The 23,651-nt window shown below is 66.2% G+C and carries 23 protein-coding genes; 14 read left to right on the top strand and 9 right to left on the bottom strand.

What is annotated here, in order from left to right; translation table 11 throughout:
• The first annotated feature begins 97 nt into the window (after positions 1–97).
• From K323_RS0112735 to K323_RS28910, 4 genes are all read left to right on the top strand, one after another.
• A complete protein-coding gene (locus tag K323_RS0112735) occupies positions 98–742 on the top strand; it encodes a hypothetical protein (protein ID WP_022885666.1) in 645 nt (214 codons plus the stop codon).
• Positions 743–771: 29 nt separating this feature from the next.
• A complete protein-coding gene (locus K323_RS0112730) occupies positions 772–2,595 on the top strand; it encodes a sensor histidine kinase (RefSeq protein ID WP_022885665.1) in 1,824 nt (607 codons plus the stop codon).
• Entirely contained in the window at positions 2,586–3,233 is a 648-nt protein-coding gene (locus tag K323_RS0112725; RefSeq protein ID WP_022885664.1) for a response regulator, read from the top strand. The genes K323_RS0112730 and K323_RS0112725 overlap by 10 nt, the downstream gene beginning before the upstream one ends.
• A gap of 238 nt (positions 3,234–3,471) precedes the next feature.
• Positions 3,472–4,248, top strand: a complete 777-nt coding sequence (locus tag K323_RS28910; protein WP_022885663.1) for a hypothetical protein — start codon at positions 3,472–3,474, stop codon at positions 4,246–4,248.
• Here the strand turns inward: K323_RS28910 and K323_RS25895 are convergent.
• Both K323_RS25895 and K323_RS30690 read right to left on the bottom strand, forming a co-directional pair.
• Positions 4,237–5,166, bottom strand: a complete 930-nt coding sequence (locus tag K323_RS25895) for an alanyl-tRNA editing protein (RefSeq protein WP_022885662.1) — start codon at positions 5,164–5,166, stop codon at positions 4,237–4,239. The two genes, K323_RS28910 and K323_RS25895, sit on opposite strands and share 12 nt — an antisense overlap.
• 70 nt (positions 5,167–5,236) lie before the next feature.
• Positions 5,237–5,359, bottom strand: a complete 123-nt coding sequence (locus tag K323_RS30690; protein ID WP_022885661.1) for a hypothetical protein — start codon at positions 5,357–5,359, stop codon at positions 5,237–5,239.
• A gap of 188 nt (positions 5,360–5,547) precedes the next feature.
• Here K323_RS30690 and K323_RS0112705 point away from each other — a divergent pair, with 188 nt between their 5' ends.
• A complete protein-coding gene (locus tag K323_RS0112705; protein WP_157509430.1) occupies positions 5,548–5,787 on the top strand; it encodes a hypothetical protein in 240 nt (79 codons plus the stop codon).
• A 122-nt stretch (positions 5,788–5,909) separates the two neighbouring features.
• Here the strand turns inward: K323_RS0112705 and K323_RS25890 are convergent, their stop codons facing one another.
• The 3 genes from K323_RS25890 to K323_RS25885 all read right to left on the bottom strand — a co-directional run bounded on the left by K323_RS25890 (position 5,910) and on the right by K323_RS25885 (position 9,499).
• Positions 5,910–7,253 carry a threonine/serine exporter family protein gene (locus K323_RS25890; protein WP_022885659.1) on the bottom strand — a complete coding sequence of 448 codons (1,344 nt, stop codon included), beginning with the start codon at positions 7,251–7,253 and terminating at the stop codon, positions 5,910–5,912.
• Positions 7,254–7,320: 67 nt separating this feature from the next.
• Positions 7,321–8,514, bottom strand: a complete 1,194-nt coding sequence (locus tag K323_RS0112695; protein WP_022885658.1) for an acyl-CoA dehydrogenase family protein — start codon at positions 8,512–8,514, stop codon at positions 7,321–7,323.
• A gap of 55 nt (positions 8,515–8,569) precedes the next feature.
• Positions 8,570–9,499 (bottom strand): DUF4349 domain-containing protein, encoded by a 930-nt coding sequence (locus K323_RS25885; protein ID WP_084697264.1) that lies wholly within the window; start codon positions 9,497–9,499, stop codon positions 8,570–8,572.
• A gap of 146 nt (positions 9,500–9,645) precedes the next feature.
• Between K323_RS25885 and K323_RS0112685 the strand changes: the two genes are divergently transcribed.
• The 3 genes from K323_RS0112685 to K323_RS0112675 are packed head-to-tail and all read left to right on the top strand — an operon-like array spanning position 9,646 to position 11,832.
• Positions 9,646–9,867: a hypothetical protein gene (locus tag K323_RS0112685; protein WP_022885657.1), complete on the top strand. Its 222-nt coding sequence runs from the start codon at positions 9,646–9,648 to the stop codon at positions 9,865–9,867.
• 20 nt (positions 9,868–9,887) lie between these two features.
• Positions 9,888–10,787 (top strand): alpha/beta fold hydrolase, encoded by a 900-nt coding sequence (locus K323_RS25880; protein WP_022885656.1) that lies wholly within the window; start codon positions 9,888–9,890, stop codon positions 10,785–10,787.
• Positions 10,788–10,839: 52 nt separating this feature from the next.
• Positions 10,840–11,832: an aldo/keto reductase gene (locus K323_RS0112675; RefSeq protein ID WP_022885655.1), complete on the top strand. Its 993-nt coding sequence runs from the start codon at positions 10,840–10,842 to the stop codon at positions 11,830–11,832.
• Positions 11,833–11,893: 61 nt separating this feature from the next.
• Here K323_RS0112675 and K323_RS0112670 read toward each other — a convergent pair whose 3' ends face one another.
• The gene (locus K323_RS0112670) at positions 11,894–12,718 is read right to left on the bottom strand and encodes an aldo/keto reductase (protein ID WP_022885654.1); all 825 of its coding nucleotides are present in this window, start codon (positions 12,716–12,718) and stop codon (positions 11,894–11,896) included.
• Positions 12,719–12,752: 34 nt separating this feature from the next.
• Positions 12,753–13,961: an MFS transporter gene (locus K323_RS0112665; RefSeq protein WP_022885653.1), complete on the bottom strand. Its 1,209-nt coding sequence runs from the start codon at positions 13,959–13,961 to the stop codon at positions 12,753–12,755.
• Positions 13,962–14,163: 202 nt separating this feature from the next.
• Between K323_RS0112665 and K323_RS0112660 the strand changes: the two genes are divergently transcribed.
• The 3 genes from K323_RS0112660 to K323_RS0112650 are packed head-to-tail and all read left to right on the top strand — an operon-like array spanning position 14,164 to position 16,910.
• A complete protein-coding gene (locus K323_RS0112660; protein ID WP_022885652.1) occupies positions 14,164–15,057 on the top strand; it encodes an ABC transporter substrate-binding protein in 894 nt (297 codons plus the stop codon).
• 3 nt (positions 15,058–15,060) lie between these two features.
• Positions 15,061–16,101, top strand: coding sequence for an amino acid ABC transporter permease (locus K323_RS0112655; protein ID WP_022885651.1), 1,041 nt, complete (start codon positions 15,061–15,063; stop codon positions 16,099–16,101).
• A 56-nt stretch (positions 16,102–16,157) separates the two neighbouring features.
• Entirely contained in the window at positions 16,158–16,910 is a 753-nt protein-coding gene (locus K323_RS0112650) for an ATP-binding cassette domain-containing protein (protein ID WP_026851611.1), read from the top strand.
• A gap of 162 nt (positions 16,911–17,072) precedes the next feature.
• Here K323_RS0112650 and hrpA read toward each other — a convergent pair whose 3' ends face one another.
• Positions 17,073–20,972 carry an ATP-dependent RNA helicase HrpA gene (gene hrpA, locus K323_RS0112645; RefSeq protein WP_022885649.1) on the bottom strand — a complete coding sequence of 1,300 codons (3,900 nt, stop codon included), beginning with the start codon at positions 20,970–20,972 and terminating at the stop codon, positions 17,073–17,075.
• 178 nt (positions 20,973–21,150) lie between these two features.
• Between hrpA and K323_RS25875 the strand changes: the two genes are divergently transcribed.
• A complete protein-coding gene (locus K323_RS25875) occupies positions 21,151–21,870 on the top strand; it encodes a helix-turn-helix transcriptional regulator (RefSeq protein ID WP_022885648.1) in 720 nt (239 codons plus the stop codon).
• A 219-nt stretch (positions 21,871–22,089) separates the two neighbouring features.
• Here the strand turns inward: K323_RS25875 and K323_RS0112635 are convergent, their stop codons facing one another.
• Positions 22,090–22,512, bottom strand: coding sequence for a group III truncated hemoglobin (locus K323_RS0112635; protein ID WP_022885647.1), 423 nt, complete (start codon positions 22,510–22,512; stop codon positions 22,090–22,092).
• A gap of 44 nt (positions 22,513–22,556) precedes the next feature.
• On the opposite strand from K323_RS0112635, the gene K323_RS25870 reads away from it, so the two are divergent.
• Together K323_RS25870 and K323_RS25865 are read left to right on the top strand one after the other, a co-directional pair.
• A complete protein-coding gene (locus tag K323_RS25870) occupies positions 22,557–22,988 on the top strand; it encodes a DUF2249 domain-containing protein (protein WP_022885646.1) in 432 nt (143 codons plus the stop codon).
• Positions 22,985–23,515, top strand: coding sequence for a hypothetical protein (locus K323_RS25865; protein WP_022885645.1), 531 nt, complete (start codon positions 22,985–22,987; stop codon positions 23,513–23,515). The genes K323_RS25870 and K323_RS25865 overlap by 4 nt, the downstream gene beginning before the upstream one ends.
• The last annotated feature ends 136 nt before the right edge of the window (positions 23,516–23,651 follow it).

Genomic DNA, 23,651 nt, shown 5'->3' with positions numbered 1-23,651 from the left:
GCAGTGGGAGAACTGGCGACCTGAGTCCATTGGCCGAGTCGTGGCGCAGAGCGAGACTCAAACCAAGGAATGTCCCATCCTCCGACGAAGGGAAACCATGTCCAGACGACGCATCATTCCACCGCTCGCGGTTGGAGCGATTGCCCTGCCGCTGGCGGGTTGTGCCTCTCCCAGCTCAGACGAGCAGTTACCCGAACCTGCCGCGTCTGAGACCGCGTCGACCGCACCGGCATCCACGTGCGTAACGGATCCCGAGGCGGTCGTCACGGCGGAACTTCCGGCAGCCGCTACCGAGCCGATGCCCGCTGATCTGGCGGCGACGATCGATGCCGCAGCCGCAACATCCTTCACCGAAGCCGCCGCGCCAGGCGCCGTGGTGTTTGTTCAGACTCCGGAGGGCACCTTGAGCAAGGGCTACGGCATGGCAGACCCCACGACGGGTGCCCCGATGACCACCGACGTCACGCTGCAGGCGCCGGATGCCACGCCAGAGAATCCGACGGACGCCACCGATTGGAATCCGTCGTGGGGCTGGACCGCCGGCGAGCTGATCTCTACCGGGCAGGACATGCTCGTCCTCGCCCGCGCGAACGGCACGGGTCAGGGGCTGCTCGATGCCAAGTCCCAGGTCGAACGCCTGACGTCATTTCCCGGTGAGGCCGGTTACGGGATCGCCACCCGCATGTTCGTCGCGATCTCCGGGGCGCTCGGGAACGCGTTCGTCCCGGCGCCGAAGGGGTAGGGGTAGGTCGGCTGGCGAAGGGCTGAGTCATGGTCGACGTCTGGGGCGAGGAGACGACGCTTCCGCTTCGGGCGCCGGGCGGGCAATACCATGGTCACATGGTGACTCCCGGTGTGGCGCGATCGTCCCAGCCTCGATCGCTCGACCGTGCCCTCATCCTTCTCGCGATCTCCGCCGTTTTCCTCGGAGCCATTCAGCTCATTCTTGCGCTGCCGGGTTCCGGTGCCTACTGGTGGGTGCACGTGCTGTTCACCGTGGCGTTCTGGGTCTACGTGGCAGCAGGCATGATCGCTTGGTGGCGACGCCCAAGCAACCGGATGGGTGCGCTCATCGTCCTCGGGGGCTTTGCCGTGTTCGCCGGAAGCCTGGCGAACACCGGGGTGCCGGTGTTCACCGCTTTCGGAACGATGACCGCGACCCTGGTGCTGGCCGTCGCTATCCACCTGCTTCACGCCTTCCCATCCGGTCGGCTGAGGGGCCCCGCATCGCGGGCGACCGTTGCTGCCGGTTACGTTGTCGCTCTCGTGCTACAGGCACCGCTGTATCTCTTCAACGCCGCAGCCCCTGCGCCGTTGTTCATTGCTGACCGACCGGATCTGATGGCGGTCGGCTCCGAGGTGCAGCGCTACACCGGTTTGATCGTGGCCATCGCGACCGTGGTGATCCTGGCGAGGCGGCTCATTCGCGCGGATTCGGCACACCGGCGAGTGCTCGGCCCGTTGTTCGCCTACGGGATGTTGGCGGTGCTGCTGATACCGACCAGCGCGACTGTGTTCCAGCTCATGCTGGGTATGTCTCCGGGCGCGCGGGCGGGATTGCAGGCCGTTTTCCTCGCCGGCATCCCGATCGCGTTTGCGCTCGGCGTGCTTCGGGGAGGATTCGCGCGAACGGGCGAGCTTCAGGAACTCGGGGCCTGGCTGGGAGCCAGCGGCGGGGCGAGGCCGGAGCTGACGACGGCGCTCGCGCAGGCGCTCGGCGACGACTCCATTGAGATCGCCTTCTGGATTCCGGAACACGAAGACTGGGCAGACGCCGCCGGACTGCCGACGAAGCTGCTCGTCGCGAATGGCGAACGGGCGAGCGTGGACGTGCGGGTGGGGAGTCAACTGGTCGGCGCTATCGTCTACGATGCTGCGTTGATCGAAGACCCAGAGCTGGTGCGCACGGCGGGCCGGGTGGTCGCCATCGCGATGGAGCGCGAGCGGCTCACCGCCGAACTCCTGGCGAGTCAGGATGCGCTGCTGGCGTCGCGCGCCCGCCTGGTTGCCGCGGCGGATCGGGAGCGCAGGCGAATCGCGCAGAACCTGCACGACGGGCTCCAGGTTCAGCTGGTTCTCCTTGCCCTTGAGGCGCAGCAGGTTGCGAACGCGTCGAGTTCTTCTGTCACGACCCGAGAGCAGGCTACGGCCCTCCGGAAGGGCATAGACGAGGCCGCCGCAGAACTACGACGGCTCGTGCATGACGTCATGCCGTCCACTCTGATCGAGCGTGGTTTGTCCGCCGCGACGGAAGACCTCGTCGACCGGATGCCGGTGCCCACCAGCCTGCACCTGGGAATCACCGACGGCGCGCTACCCGAATCGATCGAGAGCACCGCGTACTTCGTGGTTGCCGAAGGACTCGCGAACGCACTCAAACACTCCAAGGCGGAGTCGTTCAGCGTGCGCCTCGAGCGCGATGGTGACCAATTGCTGGTCGAGGTGAACGACGATGGCATCGGCGGGGCGTCCCTCGCGGCAGGGCAGGGTCTTCGCGGACTGGCCGATCGCGTCGACGTCATCGGCGGCCGGCTGCGGGTGCAGAGTGAACTGGGCAGCGGAACCCGACTGAGAGTGGAGTTGCCGTGCGCGTAGTGATCGGCGAAGACGAGGCGCTGCTGCGGCAGGGGCTGGCACTTGTTCTCGAGCAGGGCGGGTTCGACGTGGTCGCTGCCGTGCCAGATGCCGTGCAGCTGCTCGAGGCTGTCGACCGGCACAATCCCGACCTCGTCGTGACAGACATCCGTATGCCGCCGACCCTCACCGACGAAGGCCTGGTTGCGGCGTTGCGCATTCGTTCGGCTCACCCGGACACTGCGGTTGTCGTGCTCTCGCAGTACGTGCAGCGACGATATGCCGTCGAGTTACTCACCGACCGGCCGGCGAAGGTCGGATACCTGCTGAAGCAGCGGATCTCCGACGTCGACACCTTCTGCGCCGATCTGCGGCGAGTCGCCGCGGGTGGCACTGCTCTCGATCCGGATGTGGTCGGGGTGATGGTCAAGCGGGCGCGACTCGCCGATGGCGATGTGGCGCGGTTGACGCCGCGGCAGCAGGAGGTCATGGCGCTGATGGCGGAGGGGCGCAGCAACGGCTGGATCGCCTCGCGACTGGTGGTGACGGAGAAGGCGGTCGTGCAGCACGCCTCGCGCATCTATGACGCCCTCGGCCTGCCGGTCGATGCCGACGACCACCGACGAGTGCTTGCCGTCATCCGGTACCTCGCCCAATAAGCTCGGCTGCCGTTCTCGTGTCTGCACGCACGGGTGACGGATGTCGGTGGTCGCGGGTAGCGTGCCAGTGACGCTTCCGGGAGCGTCAGAAGGCGAGTCTGCATGAACGACGACACTGCATGAACGACGACACTGCATGAACGACGACACTGCATGAACGACGACACTGCATGAACGACGACACTGCATGAACGACGACACAGCATGAACGACGACACAGCATGAACGACGACACAGCATGAACGACGACACAGCCGAAGTGCGCGGCGCATCGCCCGTGCGGTTCAGCTGCGGACACGGCGCCTCTGGGGAGGAAGCGCTCGTCACGCTGCGGCGGGAGTGTCCGCTGTGCATGCTTCTGGGCGAGACGAAGCGCACGCGGTCCCAGCTGCTGGCGAAGGTCGCGCCGGCCAGGCGGTCTGCGCTTGCCCGCGAAACGCGCATCGGCGAGGAATACGAGTGGATCTGCGAACGAGGACACTCGCGTTATCGTGCCAGCGTGCGCGAGGTGCTGACCGGCCCGGGCTGCCAGAAGTGCCTGGCGAACGCGCAGGCGCCCGGCTCTCGGTTCGAAGGAGGTGTCGCCTTCATGAAACCCGGTTTAAAAACGCGAACGTCGATGACGGAGCAGCGGCTGCGCGTGCTCCTGGCCGAACGCATCCGTTTGCCGCATCGGGTGAACGCCGTGAAGATCAACCGCACTTTCTACGGCAAACCGGAGGTATGGCCAGACATTCTGGTTCCGGCGTTGCGGATCGCGATCGAGTACGACGACCCAGGGCGCGACGGAACGGCGCACCGCGGGCTCAAGGAGGTGTCTGATCGGGAGAAGGATGCCGCTCTCGCCGAGGTGGGCTGGGAGGTGATTCGGGTGCGCGCCGGCGGGCTCGATGAGCTCGGTGCGAACAGCATCGTGTGCTCGGGTGTCACGGCCGCGGTGGTCGATCGTGTCATTGAGCACCTGCGCCGGATCCGTGGGGAGGAGGCGCTCGCCCGGGTGCTCTTAGCCGGCTGACGGGACGGTCGTCGCGGTCGTCGTGGACGTGGCCGTGGTGGCCGTGGTCTCCATGGTGAGAATCGTGGTGCCATCCACATCTTCGGTGGAGAGGGCGATGCGTACGCTGCCCAGGCCCGCGAGCGAGTTTCGGTGGGTTCCACCGCAGGGGATGCGCACCTCGGCTCCCGGGAGTTCGCACACCCAGTACCGGCGGTCGGTGAGCGTCTCGCCGTCGCGTTCGACGCGCACCGCGGCATCCGTCGCCACCCACTCGGCCAACGCCGCGTTCGCCGTCTGCTCGACTTCGTCAAGACCGTCGGCGAAACCCTCGGCGACGAACCCCTTCTTGCGCAACGACTTGCCGAGCCGGTAGGTGTCGGTCGAGCCGTTCTCGGTGATCAGTGAGACGTCGTTCGCGGCGCCGTCGAAGTCGGGATGCCCGAGGCCGTCAGCCCTGATCTCCTTCCGCCAGCGGCCCGCGAGCGCCTCGTTGAGGGCGAGCGACGCGAGGTGACAAGCGGTGTGGCCGGTGGAGGTGCGCTCGCGGAAGCCAGCGTCGACTTCCACGTCGACCCGATCGCCCTCCGCCAGTGCCGCGTCGCCCGCGACCACGTGAACGACGACGAAGCCCCACCCGTCTGTGCCCTTTGCGACGGGAATGTCGCGCCCGAGATAAAGAGCCGCTCCGTCGGTCGCGCCGACGATGCAGTCGGTGATCTCGATGTGGTGCCCGCCTGCAGTCGACCCGGCAGGAATGAGCGTGGCACGGTCGGCGCTCTGGTCGGGCCAGCCGGCGTCGATGGGATGGACGCTGGTCCTATCCAGCAGCACGACCATCGTTCCGTTCGGCAGCCCCTCCACGTGAAGCACGGTTGCCGAGTTCCGCACGATTCCGGCCGGGTAGTCGACGCGGGTGCTCTGGCGGGGGAGGGTCACAAGCTGGTCCTTTCGTGCAGATGCTGCCCGCGAATTCCGCGGGCAGCATCGTGAACTGTGGAGTGAAGGGTTAACGCTTCCTGGCCTTGACGGAGGTCTCGTCGCTCTTGGCCTTCTTGTCGGCGCGCTTCTCCTTCAACGAACGGTCGGCGCTCTTCTTTCCTGCGTCTTTTTTGGGTGATTTATCAGCCATGTCCACTCCTTTGTCCTGAGCCGGGTCGGCCCCGTTTCATCGACCATACGCGGATTCGCTGTAAACGGCATCACCCGATTGAGCTGGGTCTTCGGCGGCGCCCTGTTCAGAACGGGCGGGCGGCTCTAGGCTGGCGGTGCACGTCACATCCGACGATGGATGGGTCAGACCGGGAGGGTCGCACGATCATGAACGACAACAACACGTACAAGGCAGTACTGTTCGGGCCCAACGTCATTGGCTCAGGCACGCCGATCGACCTCGAGTATGCCGACGGCAAGATCCAGGACATCGTCGTCGTCGACGTGGATGAAGACGGCGAGACGATCAGCCGCACCTTCAAGCGCGGTCACGAGACCACGGAGCCGATCCCCTACCGTTTCGTCGAAGAGTCCGATAGCGAAGGCCCGCCCAGCATCCAGAACTGACCGCTACCTGCCGTCTCTGGAACGCGCACTACTTTCCGCGCGTGCGCTCCAGGTGCCGCCTCACGAGTGGTGGAGACGACACATCGGGCGCACGCGTGAGCGGTTGGCGGCGCGGGGCGCGCCTAGATGCGCTTGGTGGTGCCGCGGCCGAGACGCACCGGCAGCGCCATCAGCGGTCCGATGAAGCGGCGCTGCAGTCTCCGGGCCGGACCCCAGACGTATTGCACGACGTACTGGGCGAGGATGGCGCCGGCAGCCAGTGCTCCGGCGACTGCGCCAGCGGTCAACAGGCTGACGAGCCCCTCTATGCTGCCCTCAGACAATTGCAGCAGGCCACGGAACAGGATGAGACCCGGAACCAGTGGCACCAGGGCAGACACCACGATGACGAGGGGCGGCGTGCGCGCGATGTGCGACGCCACCGCCGCGACCAGGCCGACCCCGACGGCGCTCGCCCCCGATGACCAGACCAGGCCGAGTTCCGCGCCGATCCCGGCCAGATAGAGAAACTCGGCCAGCGCGCCGAGCACACAGACCACCCAGAATGCGCGCCACGGCACCTGCGCAGCGAGGGCGAAGCCGGCAACGATGACGACGGATGCCACCAGCAGCACCGGCAGGTCGGCCAGCGTCGGAGCCGTGGTGGACTCGATGCGCAGGTCGAGGCCGAGGCGTCCGAGAAGCAGGGCGGCCCCGGCGACTCCCGTCACGAGGCCGCCCGAGATGAGCAGCGCCTCCATCAGCCGTGCCGTGCCGGTGACGTAGAAGCCAGACAGCGTGTCGTGCACGGCGCCGAACGTGGTGACACCGGCGAGGAGCATGATGATCGTCGCGACGACCACGATCGACGGGCTCGCTGACGGGTCGACGATCTGCACGAGGGCGGCGACGATCGGCCCGATCGCCCCACCGACCACCGTCTGGTAGAACACGGGCACCTTACGGTTGGCCATCACCGTGGTGATCAGGTCGACGAAGAAGGTCGCCACGAAGGCGGCGACGAGCACCGTCAGCCCGCCGCCGATCAGGACGGCGGCGCCGGCGCCGACCAGGCTCCAACCGATCCTGCGCCAGAAGACAGGCACCTGCGGCTTCGAGCTGACGATGGTGGCGAGTTTCTTGCGCGCCTCCGCGACATCCGTCGGCGCCTCGATGAGATCGGCGATCAGCTCAGTTGTCTCGGTGAGCTTGGAGTAGTCGAGCGTGCGGTATTTCACGTTGCGGCTGCGCGAGATGGACTCGTGTGAGCCGGGATCTTCGTGGGTGAGCGTCAACAGGGTATGCGTGATGTCGGCCTCCGTGCCCTTCAGGCCGTAGGCCCGGGTCACGGCCAGCATCGCCGCTGTGGCGTCTTCCGCTCCGGCGCCAGAGGAGAAGATCACCTCCGCCAGCCGCATGGTCAGGTCGAGGACCGACCTGGTGTATGCGGCATCGAAGACGGGGAGCGACTCGGTGGGGTCAGCCATCGGCGGGCCTTGCCTGAGTGGGCTCTGGCGTCTGCTCAGTCATTCGTCAACTCAGTCATTCGTCAACTCAGTCATCGATGGGTCCGAGCCAGGCGTTTGCGACGGTCGCGTGCGCCGACTCGGCGTCTGACGGGTGGAAGAGCCCGGCGAGCACGTCGCGGTACAGGCGACCGAGCTCGTTGCCGGCGAAGTACGACGAGCCGCCGCTGGCCCGAACAGCCTCATCGACGACATTCTTCGCGTTCTCGGTTGCGCGGTGCTTGAGCCCAGACAACAGGGCGAACCACTGAGGGCCGTGGTTGGCGAGTTCGTCGACATCGCGGGCAATGGCATCGATCTGCGGGTAGATAGCGTCCATCATCATGGCCGCTTCTGCGACGCGCCAACGGATGTCTGGGTCCTGTGACAGGGCACGCCCATCGTTCTTGAACGAGGTGCGCCGGCCGGCTGCCTCCACCGCCAGCTCGAGGGCACGGCGCCCGATTCCGGTGTATACGGCGGCCAGGAGAATCTCGAAGTTGGCGAAGATGCTGAAGATCAGCGGGTCGGGGTTGGGGCCAGGATCGAGCCTGCGGACGACACGATCGGCACGCGCGTATGCACCGTCGAGCACGGTCGACTGGCTCTGGCTGGCCCGCATGCCGAGCGTGTTCCAGTCGTCTTTGGTGATGACTCCATTGCTGACTCCATTGCTGTTTCCGTCGCGCGCGCCGGTGCTGACCGTGCGGTCGATGAATGCCCAGACGATCTTCGGGGCGTCTGGCGACGTGGTGTCGAGGCCCATGGTGCCGAGCCTGGTCCAGGCCGGGGAGAGCGAGGTGAAGATCTTGGTGCCGGTGAACCGGTAGCCGCCGTCTTGTTCCGGTGCGGCATCCGTTCTCGACCCGAACAGCACCAGGTCGTTGCCGGGTTCGCTGACGCCGAATCCGAAGACCTCGCCCAGACCGGTCTCGTGCAGCAGGAAAGAGAGGGAAGTGTCGCCGCGGTCGTGCAAGGCCTTGGCCACGCCGGTCCAGACCAGGTGCATGTTGACGGCGAGTGCGGTTGCCGGGGCCGCGGCCGCGAGTCGGATCTGCTCGCGGGCCACCTGCTTCAGGCTGAGCCCGAGTCCTCCGAACTCGGTCGGAACCAGAGCTCGGAGGTAACCGGCCTCGGCCAGCTCGGCGAGGTCTTCGGTGAAGAAGATGTTCTCTCGGTCGTAGTCGGCGGCGCGCGAATGGATGCGTTCGAGCAGTTCAGTGGTCAGTATGGTTTCGCTCACGCTGCCAGCCTAGGCGCCTCCCGTTGCGCCTGGTCGAGCTGGAGTGCGGCGTCTGTCAACCAGTGGGAGCGGGAGGGTCGACCGGGGCCGCCGGCTGGGCGGGTGTGACAGCCCGGGCCATACGACGCTTGCGCGTGGAAAGCCGCACGATCAGCAGCACGATGGCGCCGACCACGGCCAGCACGAGCAGCCACGGCAGCAGAACCCCGAGTCCGACGAGTAGTCCGCCGAGCGTGGCGACGAGAGCGTTCCATCCGGCTACGACGCCGGTCCAGAAGTTGTCCGGCGCTCCAGGCGCGACAACGCCTTCGGCGTACAGTTCGAGCGTCAGAGTCGAATAGTCGACCTGGTCCGACAGGAAGTCCCGCTGCGACTGAAGGCTCTCGAGTTCGCTCTGCCTCTCCGACAGCGCACTCTCGATCGTGATCAGGTCTGCCGTGTCGGTGGCATTGCTCATCAGGCCGAGCAGCCGGTCGACGGATGTCTGGAGCGACGTGATGCGCGCATCGAGGTCCTGGGTCTGCTGAGTGACATCAGACGCATTCAGCGAAACATGGTTCACCGTGCCGAGCTCCTTCAGCTCTGCCAGCGATACGTCGAGCTTGTCTGACGGGATGCGGAGGGTGAGGTTTGCGCTCGCCGGCTGGTTGTCTGTGCCGGGCGACTCGGTGCGGCTGTCGACTCGGCCACCGGCCTTCTCGGTGATCGCCAGCGCGTCTTCTGCCGCTTCGATCGGGTCCTCAACGGTGAGCGACACCGATCCGGTGGTGACGACCTGGCGCTGATCCGGCGCGATCTCGGACGCGGCGCCGTCTTCCTGGAATGGTGCTGGCTCTGCCATGCCATCGGACTGGCCGCCCTGACCGGATGACACGTTCGGCAACGAGGAGTTCTGGGCGCCGGACGAGCAACCGACCAGAAGGAGAGCGGAGAGCACGACGGCGCCGACGGAGAGACTGTGCTTTATGGTGTCATTGTGCTTCATGGCCCAACTGTATGGTCTCGGCCGGCATCGCTGTCTGGATGAAGTCTGGGAGTCGGATCACAATCAGGTGTCGGGCAGCTGCCCCGACGTATGGTCGGAAGTGCCGGTCGGCTGCGGCCGGACCACCGTTTTCACAAGGAGGAACCATGGGATTCGCAGATGACGCCAAGGACGCGCTCGACGCCACGGGCAAGAAGATCGGCCGTGCCTTCGAGGATGCCAAGGACAAGGTCGACGACAAGGTCGACGAGGCGAAGGCCGACGCCGAGGTCAGTAAGGCCGAAGGACACGTGAAGAGGGCGGAAGCCGAACGCGACGCCACGGCGGCGAAGAACGACTACAAGGAGCGGCTGCGCGGCGATAGCTGAGTCTGAGTGAGAATTGGGCCATGAGCTGGTGGGCGGCGGTGACGGATCCCATCTTTCGGGATCGCAGTCGTCGGCGCCGCCCTCCGCTGTTGCACGTCGCGACGGATGAAGGTTCCGGTTCCGTCGTCATCCTCGTACACGGCATCGCTTCCACCTGGGCCACCTTCAGGGCACTGATTCCGCTGCTGACGCCGAACCATCGGGTGATCGCGATCGAGATTCTCGGGTTCGGAGAGTCGCCGGCACCGGCCGACAGTGAGTACACCCTCGAAGAACACGTCGCGGCACTTGGGGCGACCATCGCGTCGCTTCACCTGCGCCAGCCGTACACGCTCGTCGGGCACTCTCTCGGCAGCCTGATCGTCTCGCGCCTCGCCGCCGGGGACCGGGCCCACGGCATCCGTCGCCTGGTGCCTGGCGCACGCGGACGGGTCGCCAAAGTGGTTCTCGTCGGTCCGCCGGTTTACCTCGCGCCGGCCGAGATCGGTGACCCGAAGGTGCGCAGACGGGTGAGTGCGTATCTGCGCGCGTACAACTTTCTGCGGGCGAACAAGGACTTCACCTTGGCCAACGCCGCGATCATCTCGCGGTTGCTGCCGAAGGGGATCTTCGAGATCACCGAGCTCAACTGGACGCCATTTGTGAAATCACTCGAGCACTGCATCGAGTCGCAGACGCTCGTGAGCGATATCGCCAGCCTGTCGGTGCCTGTTGAGGTCGTCTATGGCGTGCTCGATGCGTTTATCGCACCCGGCAGCATGACCGTGATCGAGCGGATGCGGCACGTCACGATGCATCGCGTCGAAGCGAATGACCATCTGGTGCGCAAGCGCCTGGCCAGGGTGGTGGTGAAGGCGATCGACGCCGTGCCAGGGCAGTCCACGACCGCGTTGGCATCCGTTTCGCCTCAGGGCGCGTGAGCCCGTCTCCGCCTGAGGAATGTTCCGGGCCTGGGATGGCTACGCTGGAGGGATGCAGACTCGAATCCTTGGAAGAACCGGCCGCGCCGTCTCCGTGATCGGCCTCGGCACCTGGCAGCTGGGCGCGGACTGGGGTGACGTCACCGAAGCCGATGCGACCGACGTGCTCGCGGCATCCGTTGACGCCGGCGTCACGTTCTTTGACACCGCAGATGTCTACGGCGACGGACGCAGCGAGCAGGTCATCGGGCACTTCCTGAAGAACCACACGGATGCGGACATCACCGTCGCGACCAAGATGGGCGGCCGTCTCGGCAAGCTGCCGGAGACCTTCGTGCTGAAGAACTTCCGCGACTGGACTGAGCGGTCGCGCCGCAACCTGCAGACCGAGACCCTCGACCTCGTGCAGCTGCACTGCCCGCCGACCGTGGTGTTCCAGACCGGAGAGGTCTACGACGCGCTCGACACACTGGTCGATGACGGGGTGATCGCCAACTACGGCGTCAGCGTGCAGACTGGTGAGGAGGCGCTCACCGCCATCGCGCGGCCGGGCATCGCCACCGTGCAGATCATCCTGAACGCGTTCCGCCTGAAGCCGCTCGACGAGGTGCTGCCGGCGGCGCGGGAAGCCGGCGTCGGCATCATCGCGCGGGTGCCGCTGGCCAGCGGCCTGCTCACCGGTAAGTACACGCGGGAGACCACGTTCGCCGAGAACGACCACCGCAACTTCAACCGCGACGGCAGCCACTTCGACGTCGGCGAGACGTTCTCCGGTGTCGACTACGAGACCGGGCTCGCCGCAGCGGCCGAGTTCGCGGCGCTCGTCGCTCGCGAGAACGCCGACCTGACCCCGGCACAGGCGGCCCTCGCCTGGGTGGCGCAGATCGATGGGGTGAGCTCGGTGATCCCCGGCGCCCGCTCGGTGGCGCAGGCGGCGGGGAATGCGGCCGCGGGTTTGGTGCCGCAGCTGAGTGTGGAGTTCAACGAAGGTGTGCAGGAGCTGTACGACCGCCTGCTGCGGGAGCAGATCCACCCCCGCTGGTAAGGCTCCCGGGCGCGCTTTAAGGCAACCGGCGGCGCAGGGTCGCGCGTCAGCCCAGCGCGCGTCAGTCCAGGTCGTCTGGGTCGCGGCCGGTGCGCTCGCCGGAGTCCAGGCGCGCGATGGCAGCCAGGTCGTCGATGTCGAGTTCGAAGTCGAACACGTCGAAGTTCTCGCGGATGCGTGACGGCGTCACTGACTTGGGTATGACCACGTTGCCGAGTTGCAGATGCCAGCGGATGACCACCTGCGCCGCCGACCTGCCGTGTTTCGCACCGATCGCGTCGAGCGTCTCGTTGCCGATGGCGCGGCCTCTGGCCAGCGGCGACCACGCCTCGGTCAGGATGCCGTGGGCCGCGTCGTATGCCCGCACTGATTCTTGCGCGAGCCAGGGATGCAGCTCCACCTGGTTGATGGCCGGTACGACATCGGTTTCGGCGAGCAGCCTATCGAGGTGGTGGGTGTGGAAGTTCGAGACGCCGATGGAGCGAGCGAGGCCGTCGGCGCGCAGTTTTTCGAGGGCGCGCCAAGTCTCGATATAGCGGTCTTGCCGCGGAGCCGGCCAGTGGATGAGATACAGGTCGACAAAGTCGAGCCCGAGCTTGCCGAGACTCTCGTCGAACGCACGAAGGGTCTCGTCGTAACCGTGCCGGTCGTTCCAGACCTTGGTGGTGACGAAGAGGTCGTTGCGGGGCAGGCCGACGCGGCTGATTCCCTCTCCGACACCCGCTTCGTTCTCATACAGGGCAGCCGTGTCGATGTGTCGGTAGCCGGCTTCGAGCGCAACCTGCACGGTGTCGGCGGCCGCGGCATCCGGAACCTTGTAGACACCAAGCCCGAGTTGCGGGATGCGGTGGCCGTCATTCAGCGTGAGGAAAGGAGAAATGGTCATACGTCATTCTTGCCGATACAGAATTCTCGCCGAATCAGGAGGGCTGGATGGAGATCGGCTCGGTGTCGGGCATCGGGCTGATGTCGCGCCCGCGGAGGTCGGGGTGCCAGCGGCGGCCGAGCGCGGGAATCAGGCAGCCGAGCGCGGCGAAGCCGGCGGCGACCAGAATGGCGGATGTCGCGCCGTAGTGGTCGATCGAGAACCCGGCGATCGCGGAGCCCAAGGCTGCCCCGATCAGCTGCCCGGTGCCGACCCAGCCGTATGCCTCTGCCGTGTCGCTGAACTTCACGCTCGCCGAGACGATCCCGAACAACACAGCGAACGCCGGGGCGATGCCGACGCCGGCCAGGAGCAGGGTTCCGGCGAGCCACCAGAAGTTCAGCGAGATCGTGGCCAGGCTGATGCCGACCGTCACGATGAGCATCCGGCCGGCGAGTGCCCACGGCCCGATCGGCATGTGACCGAGCGCCAGGCCGCCGACGAGCGAGCCGACCGCGAAGATCGCCAGAACAAAGCCGGAGTCGGCGCTGCCGTGCCCGAATGCCGCGACGACACCGGCTTCCACTGATGCCGCCGCCGCGACGAGCATGAAGCCGACGATCGTGCTGAGCAGCACCGGGGGTCGCCTGAGCACAACGCCGAGCTTGCGCCTGCTGCGGGGGATGCGCACGCGGCCGAGTTCTGGCGACGTGATGAACCAGATACCGCCGCCGACGAGGAACACGACGGCGAGAAGGATGCCGGCAACGGTGCTCACCTGGATGGCCACGAACGTGGCGACCACCGGGCCGAGCACCCAGATGATCTCTTGCGCTGAAGCGTCAAGGGAGAACAGGGGAGTCAGCTGGCGCGAGTTGACCATCTTCGGATAGATGGTGCGCACCGCCGGCTGGATCGGTGGAGTCGCGAGGCCGGCGACGAAGCCGATGAGTACCAGGCCGATGATCGGCAACGGCAGGAGCACCATGAGGGTGATCGAACTCGCGCACACCGCCAGTGTCGTGATGATGACCGGCCGCATGCCCCAGCGCCCCATCAAGCGGCTGGTGAGAGGGCCGGCAATGGCCTGTCCGATGCTCAGGGCGCCAAGCACCAGCCCGGCCGCCGCGTAGGAGTCGAAGGTGCGCTCGATATGGATGAGAAACGCCAGTGAGAGCATGCCGAACGGGAACCTGGCGGTCAGCTGGGCCCCGATGATGCGCGCAACCCCTGGGGTCTTCAGAAGGGTCCAGTAGCTGCTCACAATTCCTCAAGTCTATTCGAGCGCGGTCGCCGTTCGACAGCGGGGCAGAGTCACGTCTGGCGCGCACAATGCGGGCCCAAAACGTTATCTGCGCAAAGAATCCGCGTACCGCCGGGCAGGTTATGCTCATTATTGTCGCCACCCGTTTACGGATTCAATGACGAAACCTGTAAGGCAAGAAGAACAAGAAGAGAGATGTGCAATGCGCGCTAGATACGTACTGCCGGCAATGGCCGCAGTGGCTGCCCTGATGCTCAGTGGATGCGTCGACAACTCGACGCCAGCGGCCGATGGAGCCTCTGACGCCCCGGCCACCAGCGATGTGAAAAAGGACGACGCAGCGGCGGCGCTGCTGCCGGACGATATCGCAGAGTCTGGCGAACTGGTCATCGGCACGGATGCCGCATACCCGCCGAATGAGTACAAAGACGACGCCGGCGCACCGATCGGCTGGGGCGTTGAACTGGCCAACGCCATCGCAGGCAAGCTCGGTCTCACGCCGAGTTGGGAGATTTCCTCCTTCGACCACATTATTCCCGGTATCGTCGGCGACAAGGTCAACATGGGTTCCTCGTCATTCACCGATAACGCGGAGCGGCAGAAGCAGGTCGACTTCGTCAACTTCTACGACGCTGGAATCCTCTGGGCACAGCCGGTCGGGTCTGATGTCGACCCCGACAACGCCTGCGGGCTGAAAGTTGCCGTGCAGGCGACCACCGTGCAGGACACCGATGAAATCCCTGCCAAGAACGACGCGTGCATCGCTGCCGGCAAGCCGGAGATCGAGAAGCAGAAGTACGACACGCAAGACCTGGCCACTCAGGCCGTCGCCTCTGGGAAGGCCGACGCGATGAGCGCCGACTCTCCCGTGACCCTGTATGCGATCTCGAAGACCGACGGCAAGCTGGAGCCGGCGGGTGAGTCGTTCGACACTGCGCCGTACGGCATGGCGGTCAAGAAGGACTCCGGCATGGCAGAAGCCGTACAGGCCGCGCTGCAGTCGATGGTCGATGACGGTTCATACGCCGACATCCTCGACGAGTGGGGTGTTTCGGCCGGTGGCCTCGAAGAAATCACGATCAACGCGGGAAGCTAACCGATGTCTGACGCCGCAGTGAAGAATACGGCGGCGGGGCCACCGCCGCCGGACGGCCCGGGCGAATCGGTTGCGATCAAGGCCATCAGGCTCCGGCATCCGTGGCGGATCGTGTTCGCCGTGGTGCTGGTCATCGCCTTCGCGCTGTTCGTGATCGACGCGGCCAATAGGCCGGCGTATGACTGGCCGACTGTTGCGAAGTACGTTTTCGACAAGCGGATCACGGAGGCCGCGTTTGTCACTCTTCAGCTGACTGTCTACTCGATGATCATCGCGATCATCCTGGGCGTGACGCTCGCGGTCATGCGGCTGTCGCCGAACCCTGTCGTGAAGTCTGTCGCTTGGTTCTACCTGTGGGTGTTCCGCGGCACACCGGTGTACGTTCAGCTGGTCTTTTGGGGCCTGATCGCGATCATCTACCAGACGATCGACATCGGCATCCCGTTCACCGAGCCGTGGTTCCAGATGGACACCAAGGTTGCCCTGAGCACTTTCACGCTTGCCGTGATCGGCCTGGCGCTGAACGAGGCCGCCTATATGGCGGAGATCGTTCGGGCCGGGCTGTTGTCAGTCGACAAGGGCCAGGAAGAGGCGGCGACGGCGCTCGGCATGAGCTGGTTCCAGACCATGCGCCGGGTGATCGTGCCCCAGTCGATGCGGATCATCATCCCGCCGACCGGCAACGAGGTCATCTCGATGCTGAAGACGACATCGCTGGTGACGGCGGTTCCGTTCAGCTTCGACCTCTACACGCGGTCGCGCGACATCTCGGCCGAGACGTTCAACCCGATCCCGCTGCTCATCGTGGCGTCGATCTGGTACCTGTTCTTCACGTCGATCCTGATGGTGGGCCAGTACTTCCTGGAGAAGCGGTTCGCCCGTGGTGTCGGCGATCGCCGCCCAGACCGCAAGGGTGGCGTTGACGACGCCACCGGTGCCCTGACCGGCACGCTGCCGGTAGCCGGTTCCGGACAGCCGACGGTGATCGTGCCGCCAAGCGAGGGTAATCCGCCGATCAACCCAGGCCATGGAGGCAGACGATGACCGACACGATCACGCCTGGCGCGGCATCCGTCAGCCCCGCGCAGAACGACGTGCCCATGGTGCTTGCCGACTGCGTGTCGAAGAGCTTCGGATCGAATGAGGTGCTGAAGAGCATCTCGCTCGAGGTCAAACGAGGCGAGGTGATGTGCCTGGTCGGGCCAAGTGGTTCCGGCAAGTCGACGTTCCTGCGCTGCATCAACCATCTCGAAGTTCTCTCGGCCGGCCGGCTCAGTGTCGACGGTGTGCTGATCGGATTTCGCGAGTCGAACGGCAAGCTCTACGAGATGCAGCCCAAGGAGGCCGCGAAGCAACGGCGCGACATCGGGATGGTATTCCAGCGGTTCAACCTGTTTCCGCACATGACGGCGCTGGAGAACGTGATGGAGGCGCCGATGCAGGTGAAGGGTGAGCCGAAGGCCAAGGTCAAGCAGCGCGCGCTCGAGCTTCTGGCCAGGGTCGGGCTCGCTGAGCGCGCGGACTACTATCCGGCGCACCTCTCCGGTGGGCAGCAGCAGCGCGTCGCGATCGCCAGGGCGCTCGCGATGGAACCGAAGCTGATGCTGTTCGACGAGCCGACCAGCGCGCTCGACCCCGAACTCGTCGGCGAGGTGCTCGACGTGATGAAGGGCCTGGCGAAGTCGGGTATGACGATGATCGTCGTCACGCACGAGATGGGGTTTGCGAAGGAAGTCGCCGACTCGCTGGTGTTCATGGACGGCGGCGTGGTCGTCGAGTCTGGCGATCCGCGTGAGGTGCTCGATAACCCGCAGCACCGGCGCACGCAGGCGTTCCTCTCGAAGGTGCTCTAGGCATCCGTTTCCCCGCTTCTCGTTCGTTCGCCGAGCGTCGTTGACGGGGTGCGAGGCGGGCGACGGATGCCCGGGCACCCGATATTTCACTGGGCACCCGCAATTGTGGGTGCCCAGTGCATTTTCGGGTGCCGGGTCCGGCGCTCAGTCGGCTCAGGCGGCTCAGCTGGCGAGCACCTTCTGAATGCGCTGCAGCGACACCGACTCCGCCGCCTTCAATTCCTGGGCGAAGAGGCTGATGCGCAACTCCTCGATCATCCAGCGCGCACGCGCGAGGTTCTCCGCGGCTCCGGTCGGCAGCGGAATGGCGCCGCCGGCATCCGTGAACCTCGCGGTCGCTGCCTGCGCCTCGTTCATCCAGACGCGGTCTCGCCCCGGATTATCGATCAGCTTGCCGATGCGTGCAGTGATGCCGCCGAGGTAGCGGGGCACGTGCCGCAGCCTGGCCAGTCCGGTCGCGGCGACGAAGCCGGGGTACACCAGGCCGGCGAGCTGCTCGCGCGCATCGGTGAGCGCACCGAGAAGAGCCATGCTGGTTGCCCCTTTGAGCGCTTTGTCTGCGGCGCGGGACGCCGTGAGCACCCGGGCAACGAGGCCCACTGTCTCGAACATCGAGTCCATCACAACGGCGGAGACCCGGTCACGAATTGTGTCGAACTCCGCCTTCATGAACACCTGGCCGTCTGGCCGCACCCGGTAGAGCACGTCGTCGACGGATGCCGCGAGGCAGTCATCGAAGAGGGCCTGCGTCGTGCGGTACGGGCTGGTGGCGAGGCTCAGCTTCTCCGCTCCGGTGAGGTGCTGTTGCACGTACGCAACCGGCGACGGCGTGGCGAGCAACAGCAGCCGCCGCACGCCGCCGGGCAGCGTTCGCGCCTGCTCCGCCTCAGTGCTCATCAACCGGATCGCGACCGACTGGCCCTCGTCGATCAGGGTCGGGTAGGCGCGAATGGTGTTTCCATTGGTGCCGCCCCGTGCGGCGGTCGCCAACTGTGTATCGATGAACCGCGGCAGCTCGGCGAAGTCCCAGGTGGTCAACCCGGTGCGCTCGATGGCGTGCGGTGCGGCCGCAACGGATGCTGCGGCGACGCTTTCGCGGGCACGCGGCGCCAGCCGACGTTGCAGTTCGGAGAGGTCCTTCCCATCGGCGACAGAACGACCACGGTCGTCGACCACGCGGAAGGTCATGCGCAGGTGGGCGGGGACACGATCGAGATCGAAGTCCTGCGCCGTGACCGGAACATGGGTCATCCGTTGGATGAGCGCGGCAAGCGTGGCGGAGAATGGGGGATCGGCAGGCTCGCCCGGCTCGCTCGGCAGCTCCTTCAGCAAGCGCGCGGCCCAGTCGGCGGCGGGAACCACGTTGCGCCGGATGGTCTTGGGCAGTGACTTGATCAGCGCGGTGACGAGCTCGGCGCGGAGCCCCTGCACCTGCCAGTCGAATCCGGCCGGCGAGAGCCTGGCCAGCAGCGCAAGGGGAACCTGTGCCGTGACCCCGTCGTCATCCGCTCCCGGTTCGAACCGATACCCGAGGTCGAAGCGCTGGTCGCCCTGCTGCCAGGTCGGCGGGAACAGTGCCTCGTCGACATCCGGCGCGTCGTCGGGAACGAGAGCCTCCGCGGTCATGGTGAGCAGCTCTGGTGTCTCGTGCCGCGCCTTCTTCCACCAGCTCTCGAAGCTGCGGGTGGACGAGACGTCGGCCGGGATGCGCCGGTCGTAGAACTCGAACACGGCCTCGTCGTCGTAGAGGATGTCGCGGCGCCTGGTGCGCTCCTCGAGTTCGGCGAGCTCGGTGCGGAGCTTCTTGTTCGCGCGGTCGAAGGCTGAGATTCGCTTGTCGACCCGTTCGAGATCCCACTCGCCCTCGACCAGGGCGTGGCGAATGAAGAGGTCGCGCGCGAGAGGAGGGTCGATCCGCGAGAACTGCACGCGGCGGCGCCCGATGATCGGCACCCCGTAGAGCGTCACACGTTCGTACGCGACAGCAGCGCCCTGCTTCTTCTCCCAGTGCGGCTCTGAATAGCTGCGCTTCAGCAGATCGCCGGCGAGTGGTTCGGCCCAGGCCGGGTCGATGGCGGCGTTCATCCGGGCGAACAGGCGGCTGGTCTCCACCAGTTCTGCGCTCATCACGGCGGCCGGCTGCTTCTTCGCCAGCGCAGAGCCGGGGAAGATCACGAACTTCTGTTGCCTGGCACCGACATAGTCCTTCTTCGCGGTGTCCTTGAGACCGATATGGGAGAGCAGCCCCGCGAGCAGTGACCGGTGGATTCCGTCTGGGTTGACGCTCGGCTCACCGAGGTGCAGGCCGAGCGGCTTGGCGAGCTGGCGCAGCTGGCGGTAGACGTCGTGCCACTCACGCACCCGCAGATAGTTGAGGAACTCGGTGCGACACAGGCGGCGGAAGGCGCTGGAGCCGAGTTCCTTCTGTTTCTCCTCGAGGTAGTTCCAGAGGTTCAGCAGGCTGAGGAAGTCGCTCGACGGATCGGCGAACCTGGCGTGCTGTTGGTCGGCCTGCGCCCGGCGTTCCAGCGGGCGCTCACGCGGGTCCTGAATGGTGAGCCCGGCGACGATCGCCAGCACCTCGCGGCTGGTTCCCTGCGTTTTCGATTCGACCACCATGCGGGCGAACCGCGGGTCGATCGGCAGCTTGGCGAGCTGCTGCCCGATGCGGGTGAGCTTCGCCTGCGCACCCTGTGTTCCCTGCGCACCTTGTGTTCCCTGCGCACCCTGTGTTCCCTGTCCACCCTTCGCGCCGGCCTCGACGGCGCCGAGTTCGGCGAGCAGGTCAAGCCCGTCTTTGATGCCTCGCGAGTCCGGCGGGGTGAGGAATGGAAACGCGGCGATGTCGCCGAGCCCCAGGGAGATCATCTGCAGGATGACCGCAGCCAGGTTGGTGCGCAGAATCTCCGGCTCAGTATATTCCGGTCGACGCATATAGTCTTCTTCTGAATACAACCGGATCGCGATCCCGTCGCTGGTGCGCCCGCTCCGGCCGGAGCGCTGGCTGGCGGATGCCTGCGAGATCGCTTCGATCGGCAGCCGCTGCACCTTGGAGCGCACGCTGTACCGGCTGATCCTGGCTGTACCTGCGTCAATCACGTAACGGATGCCAGGCACGGTCAGACTCGTCTCCGCCACGTTGGTCGCCAGCACGATGCGGCGTCGCACCCCGGCGATCGTCGATGGCTGGAACACCCGGTGCTGATCGGCGGAGGAGAGTCGACCGTAGAGCGGAAGCACCTCCGTGGGGCTGGTGCGGGAAGACGACGCGTACTTGCCGTTCAGCGCATCGGCGGCATCCCGGATCTCGGTCTCGCCGGAGAGGAAGACCAGCACGTCGCCGTCAGACTCCCGCTCGAGTTCGTCGAGGGCTGCGCTGATGCCTTCGATGTAGTCGCGGTCGACTGCTGGCGCGGCATCCGTCGTCGTCTCACCGTCATCGACTGCCGGGGCCTCGGCGACCAGTGGACGGTACCGGATCTCGACCGGGTAGGTGCGCCCAGAGACCTCAACGATCGGCGCCGGTGTGCCGTCGGCGGAGGCGAAGTGCGCGGCAAAGCTCTGCGGGTCGATGGTGGCGGAGGTGATGATGAGTTTGAGGTCTGGCCGGCGCGGGAGCAATTGGCGCAGGTAGCCGAGCAGGAAGTCGATGTTGAGGCTGCGCTCGTGGGCCTCGTCGATGATGATCGTGTCGTACTTGCGCAGCAGCTTGTCGCGGTGCATCTCGTTGAGCAGGATGCCGTCGGTCATCAGCTTGATCTTGGTGTCGGCCCCGACGCGGTCAGTGAACCGCACCTGGTAGCCGACGGTCTGGCCGACCTCCTGGCCGAGTTCGTCTGCAATGCGCTCGGCGATCGTGCGGGCGGCGAGGCGGCGCGGCTGGGTGTGGCCGATCGACTCCCGGCCGAGTTCGAGGCAGATCTTCGGCAGCTGGGTGGTCTTGCCGGAGCCCGTCGCGCCGGCGACGATGACCACCTGGTTGTCGCGGATGGCGTCGGCAATGTCCTCCCGGCGCTGACTGACCGGCAGTTCGGGAGGGAAGGTGATATCGACGGGAATCATGAGCCTTCCATCGTATGGTGTGACGGATGCCTCCGCGTGCGTCGTTCTCTGCGTCGAGTTGCGGACAAAACACCTCCCGTGGTGTCGCGAAGGTGTTTTGTCGGCAACTTTGGCGGCGACTCAGGGCAGAGGCTGGGGCGGAGCCCAGGGTTTAAGCGGAGAATGTTACGCTCAAACCATGAGAGGCCAGGGAGATGACGACGGCCAGGGAGACGGCGGCGGCCGGCACGCGGCGCTCGCCTCCGGTGTGCGGAGGCACGTGCTCGACGCGCTCGCCGAGTCGGGAACCCCGCTGGACGCGGCCGCGATCGCTGCACAGCTGAAACTGCACGTCACCACCGCACGGTTTCACCTCGGGCAACTCGAAGCGGCCGGGCTCATCCGTCGGCGTCTGGAGCGAGCCGGCGCCCGAGGAAGGCCGCGCGTGCTCTTCGAGGCGGCTCCCTCCGCCCGGGCGGAGAACGCGCAGCGTGAATTGAGTGGAGCGCTCGCCAGTGCCCTTGCACAGGACGCAGACGGGGGGCGCGAGAGGGCCATTCAGGCGGGGGAGCAGTGGTCGAGCGAGTACTCGGCGGAGGTCGCGGCGGAGGTCGCGGCATCGGCGGGGTCGGCGGGGTCGGGATCTGGCCCGCTGGTGCGAATCCTCGACCGGCTGGGCTTCGACCCTGAGACACGCCCTGACGGCCGGACAATCGATCTGCGCTCGTGTCCGTTTCGCGACGAGGCCAGGCAGAATCCGTCGGTCGTCTGTTCGGTGCACCTCGGTCTGATCAGAGGCGTTGTGGAAGCGCTCGGGCAGGACGCCGACGACTCGGGCCTCGCTCCGTTCGTCGAACCGGAGCTCTGTGTGGTGAGCCTGCGCGGGGGGCTGGCGCGGGCATCCGCTGCCTCGCGCTGAGGCGCTTTCACGCTCGGGCGCCCTCGCGCTGCCGGCACCTCGCGCTGCCGGCGTCTTTTCGTCGAGTGTCCCTGTTTGCGCCGAGGATCGCTGCTGCACCGGCGATTGCGGGCGCAAACGGCGATTTTCGATGGGGCACACGGCCACGAGTCACCCACAGAGACTGGCACCCACAGCGACGGCCTCATGGGGCCGGCGGGTCAGGCGGGTCAGCGCGGGTCAGGCGGGCCGGGCGCTGATGGTCTCGAAGTCGCTGCCGGAACGCCCCTGCACGCGGCGGTGAATCGACCCCGCGATGCGGGTCGCCTGCAGCTTGGCCAGTTCGGCCTTCTCCCCGGCGAAATGCTCGTCGACATTCGCAACCCAGATCGCCAGCCAGCGGTCGAAGTGACGCTCGTCGAGGGGCGACTGCTTGTGCAGGTTCGTGTGCAGGGCCAGCGCGTTGCGATGGTAGAGATTGGCGCGAAAGAGCACCGTCTCCCAGAAGTCGCACATGATCGGCATGTGGTGATCGAGGTCCATGTGCGCAACCTCGGTGAAGAGGGGCCCGATCAGCGGGTCGGCGAACGCCCGGTGATAGAACTCGCTCACCAGCCTGTGCACGTCGTCCCGGTTAGCGAGGTCGGGGAGGTCGGGTTCCATATCTCCACGATACCGAAATAAACGGATGATGTTACGTTTAATCCATGACCCCTCCTCCTGTTGCTCCAGATGCCGACTCGGTTGCCCCCGTACACGAAGACGCGGCGCGCGCAGAACCGGTGACAATTCATCGCAACCGTGCCTCTGCCACCGCATCCGCCGAGACAGAGTCGGCGGTCACCCTCGGCTCGATGGTGCTTGCCAAACACGAGTGCGAGTGCGGCATCCTCGACGAGGAAGTGCCCGTGCTCGACGTGCGAGCCATTCCTCACGCCATCCGCCATGCCACCGTTTTCGGCGCACTGGATTCGCTGGCGCCCGGGGGAGGCCTGGTGCTGGTGGCACCGCACGACCCGCTGCCGCTCCTGTCGCAGATCGAGGAGCGCACCCCAGGCCAGTTCTCGGTTCGTTATCTTGAGAGCGGGCCCGAAGCGTGGCAGCTCGTGCTCACACGCGACGGTGCGCACGAGCATTGACCGAAGCCGCACCGACTGACGAAGACGCGGTATCAGCGCGCGAGCGCGCCCTTCCCCTCAATCCACCGCTCCGGTTCGGCAACGGTCTCGAAAGCCTCTTCCTCGTCTTCGGTACGACGGCCATCATTGCCGGAGGGCTGGTCGCCGCGGTCACCGGGCCGCTGCAGTGGGAACGGGGATCGTGGGTCGCCGCGTTCCTCGTTCTGGTCGGCGGCGTAGCCCAGGTTGCGCTCGGCGCGGCGCAGCACGCACTCACGCCGCGGCATCCGTCGCCCGCCACGGTCGTCACCGAACTGTTGGCCTGGAATCTCGGCGGGGCCGCCGTGATCGTCGGCACGCTGGTGCGGATGCCGCTGGTCGTCGACGCGGGCGGCATACTGCTGGTCGTCGCCCTGGTCGCACTCCTTCGAGCCGTTCGCAGCGGTGCTGCGAGGCCGCGCTGGGCGCTCTTGACCTACCGTTGCCTGCTCGTCGTGCTGATCGTGAGCATCCCCATCGGACTGGTTCTCGCCCACCTGCGCGCCTGAGGGTGGTGTGGGCGCAGATCCGCCTAAAAGGTCCGCCCAAAACAGGGGACTTGAGTCCATCGCCGCGGGCGAGGCGGCCGCACTACTCTGGTGACGCCAAACAGCCACAGCCACAGCCGACAGCTAAAGCAGGAGC

The sequence above is a fragment of the Glaciibacter superstes DSM 21135 genome, from assembly GCF_000421145.1.
In the GTDB taxonomy this organism is placed as follows: domain Bacteria; phylum Actinomycetota; class Actinomycetes; order Actinomycetales; family Microbacteriaceae; genus Cryobacterium; species Cryobacterium superstes.
Note: the sequence above shows the minus strand (reverse complement) of the source record. Positions and strands in the feature narration are given on the sequence as shown.

Excerpts from the sequence above, each read along its gene's own strand:
- K323_RS0112670 (WP_022885654.1), bottom strand. The coding sequence starts at position 12,718 with ATGACCATTTCTCCTTTCCTCACGCTGAATGACGGCCACCGCATCCCG.
- K323_RS30690 (WP_022885661.1), bottom strand. The coding sequence starts at position 5,359 with ATGGCTGATAAATCACCCAAAAAAGACGCAGGAAAGAAGAGCGCCGAC.
- K323_RS25880 (WP_022885656.1), top strand. The coding sequence starts at position 9,888 with ATGAGCTGGTGGGCGGCGGTGACGGATCCCATCTTTCGGGATCGCAGT.
- K323_RS0112635 (WP_022885647.1), bottom strand. The coding sequence starts at position 22,512 with ATGGAACCCGACCTCCCCGACCTCGCTAACCGGGACGACGTGCACAGG.
- K323_RS25875 (WP_022885648.1), top strand. The coding sequence starts at position 21,151 with ATGAGAGGCCAGGGAGATGACGACGGCCAGGGAGACGGCGGCGGCCGG.
- K323_RS25890 (WP_022885659.1), bottom strand. The coding sequence starts at position 7,253 with ATGGCTGACCCCACCGAGTCGCTCCCCGTCTTCGATGCCGCATACACC.
- K323_RS0112705 (WP_157509430.1), top strand. The coding sequence starts at position 5,548 with ATGAACGACAACAACACGTACAAGGCAGTACTGTTCGGGCCCAACGTC.
- K323_RS28910 (WP_022885663.1), top strand. The coding sequence starts at position 3,472 with ATGAACGACGACACAGCCGAAGTGCGCGGCGCATCGCCCGTGCGGTTC.
- K323_RS25870 (WP_022885646.1), top strand. The coding sequence starts at position 22,557 with ATGACCCCTCCTCCTGTTGCTCCAGATGCCGACTCGGTTGCCCCCGTA.
- K323_RS0112685 (WP_022885657.1), top strand. The coding sequence starts at position 9,646 with ATGGGATTCGCAGATGACGCCAAGGACGCGCTCGACGCCACGGGCAAG.
- K323_RS0112655 (WP_022885651.1), top strand. The coding sequence starts at position 15,061 with ATGTCTGACGCCGCAGTGAAGAATACGGCGGCGGGGCCACCGCCGCCG.
- K323_RS0112735 (WP_022885666.1), top strand. The coding sequence starts at position 98 with ATGTCCAGACGACGCATCATTCCACCGCTCGCGGTTGGAGCGATTGCC.
- K323_RS25885 (WP_084697264.1), bottom strand. The coding sequence starts at position 9,499 with ATGAAGCACAATGACACCATAAAGCACAGTCTCTCCGTCGGCGCCGTC.
- hrpA (WP_022885649.1), bottom strand. The coding sequence starts at position 20,972 with ATGATTCCCGTCGATATCACCTTCCCTCCCGAACTGCCGGTCAGTCAG.
- K323_RS0112730 (WP_022885665.1), top strand. The coding sequence starts at position 772 with ATGGTCGACGTCTGGGGCGAGGAGACGACGCTTCCGCTTCGGGCGCCG.
- K323_RS0112650 (WP_026851611.1), top strand. The coding sequence starts at position 16,158 with ATGGTGCTTGCCGACTGCGTGTCGAAGAGCTTCGGATCGAATGAGGTG.
- K323_RS0112660 (WP_022885652.1), top strand. The coding sequence starts at position 14,164 with ATGCGCGCTAGATACGTACTGCCGGCAATGGCCGCAGTGGCTGCCCTG.
- K323_RS0112675 (WP_022885655.1), top strand. The coding sequence starts at position 10,840 with ATGCAGACTCGAATCCTTGGAAGAACCGGCCGCGCCGTCTCCGTGATC.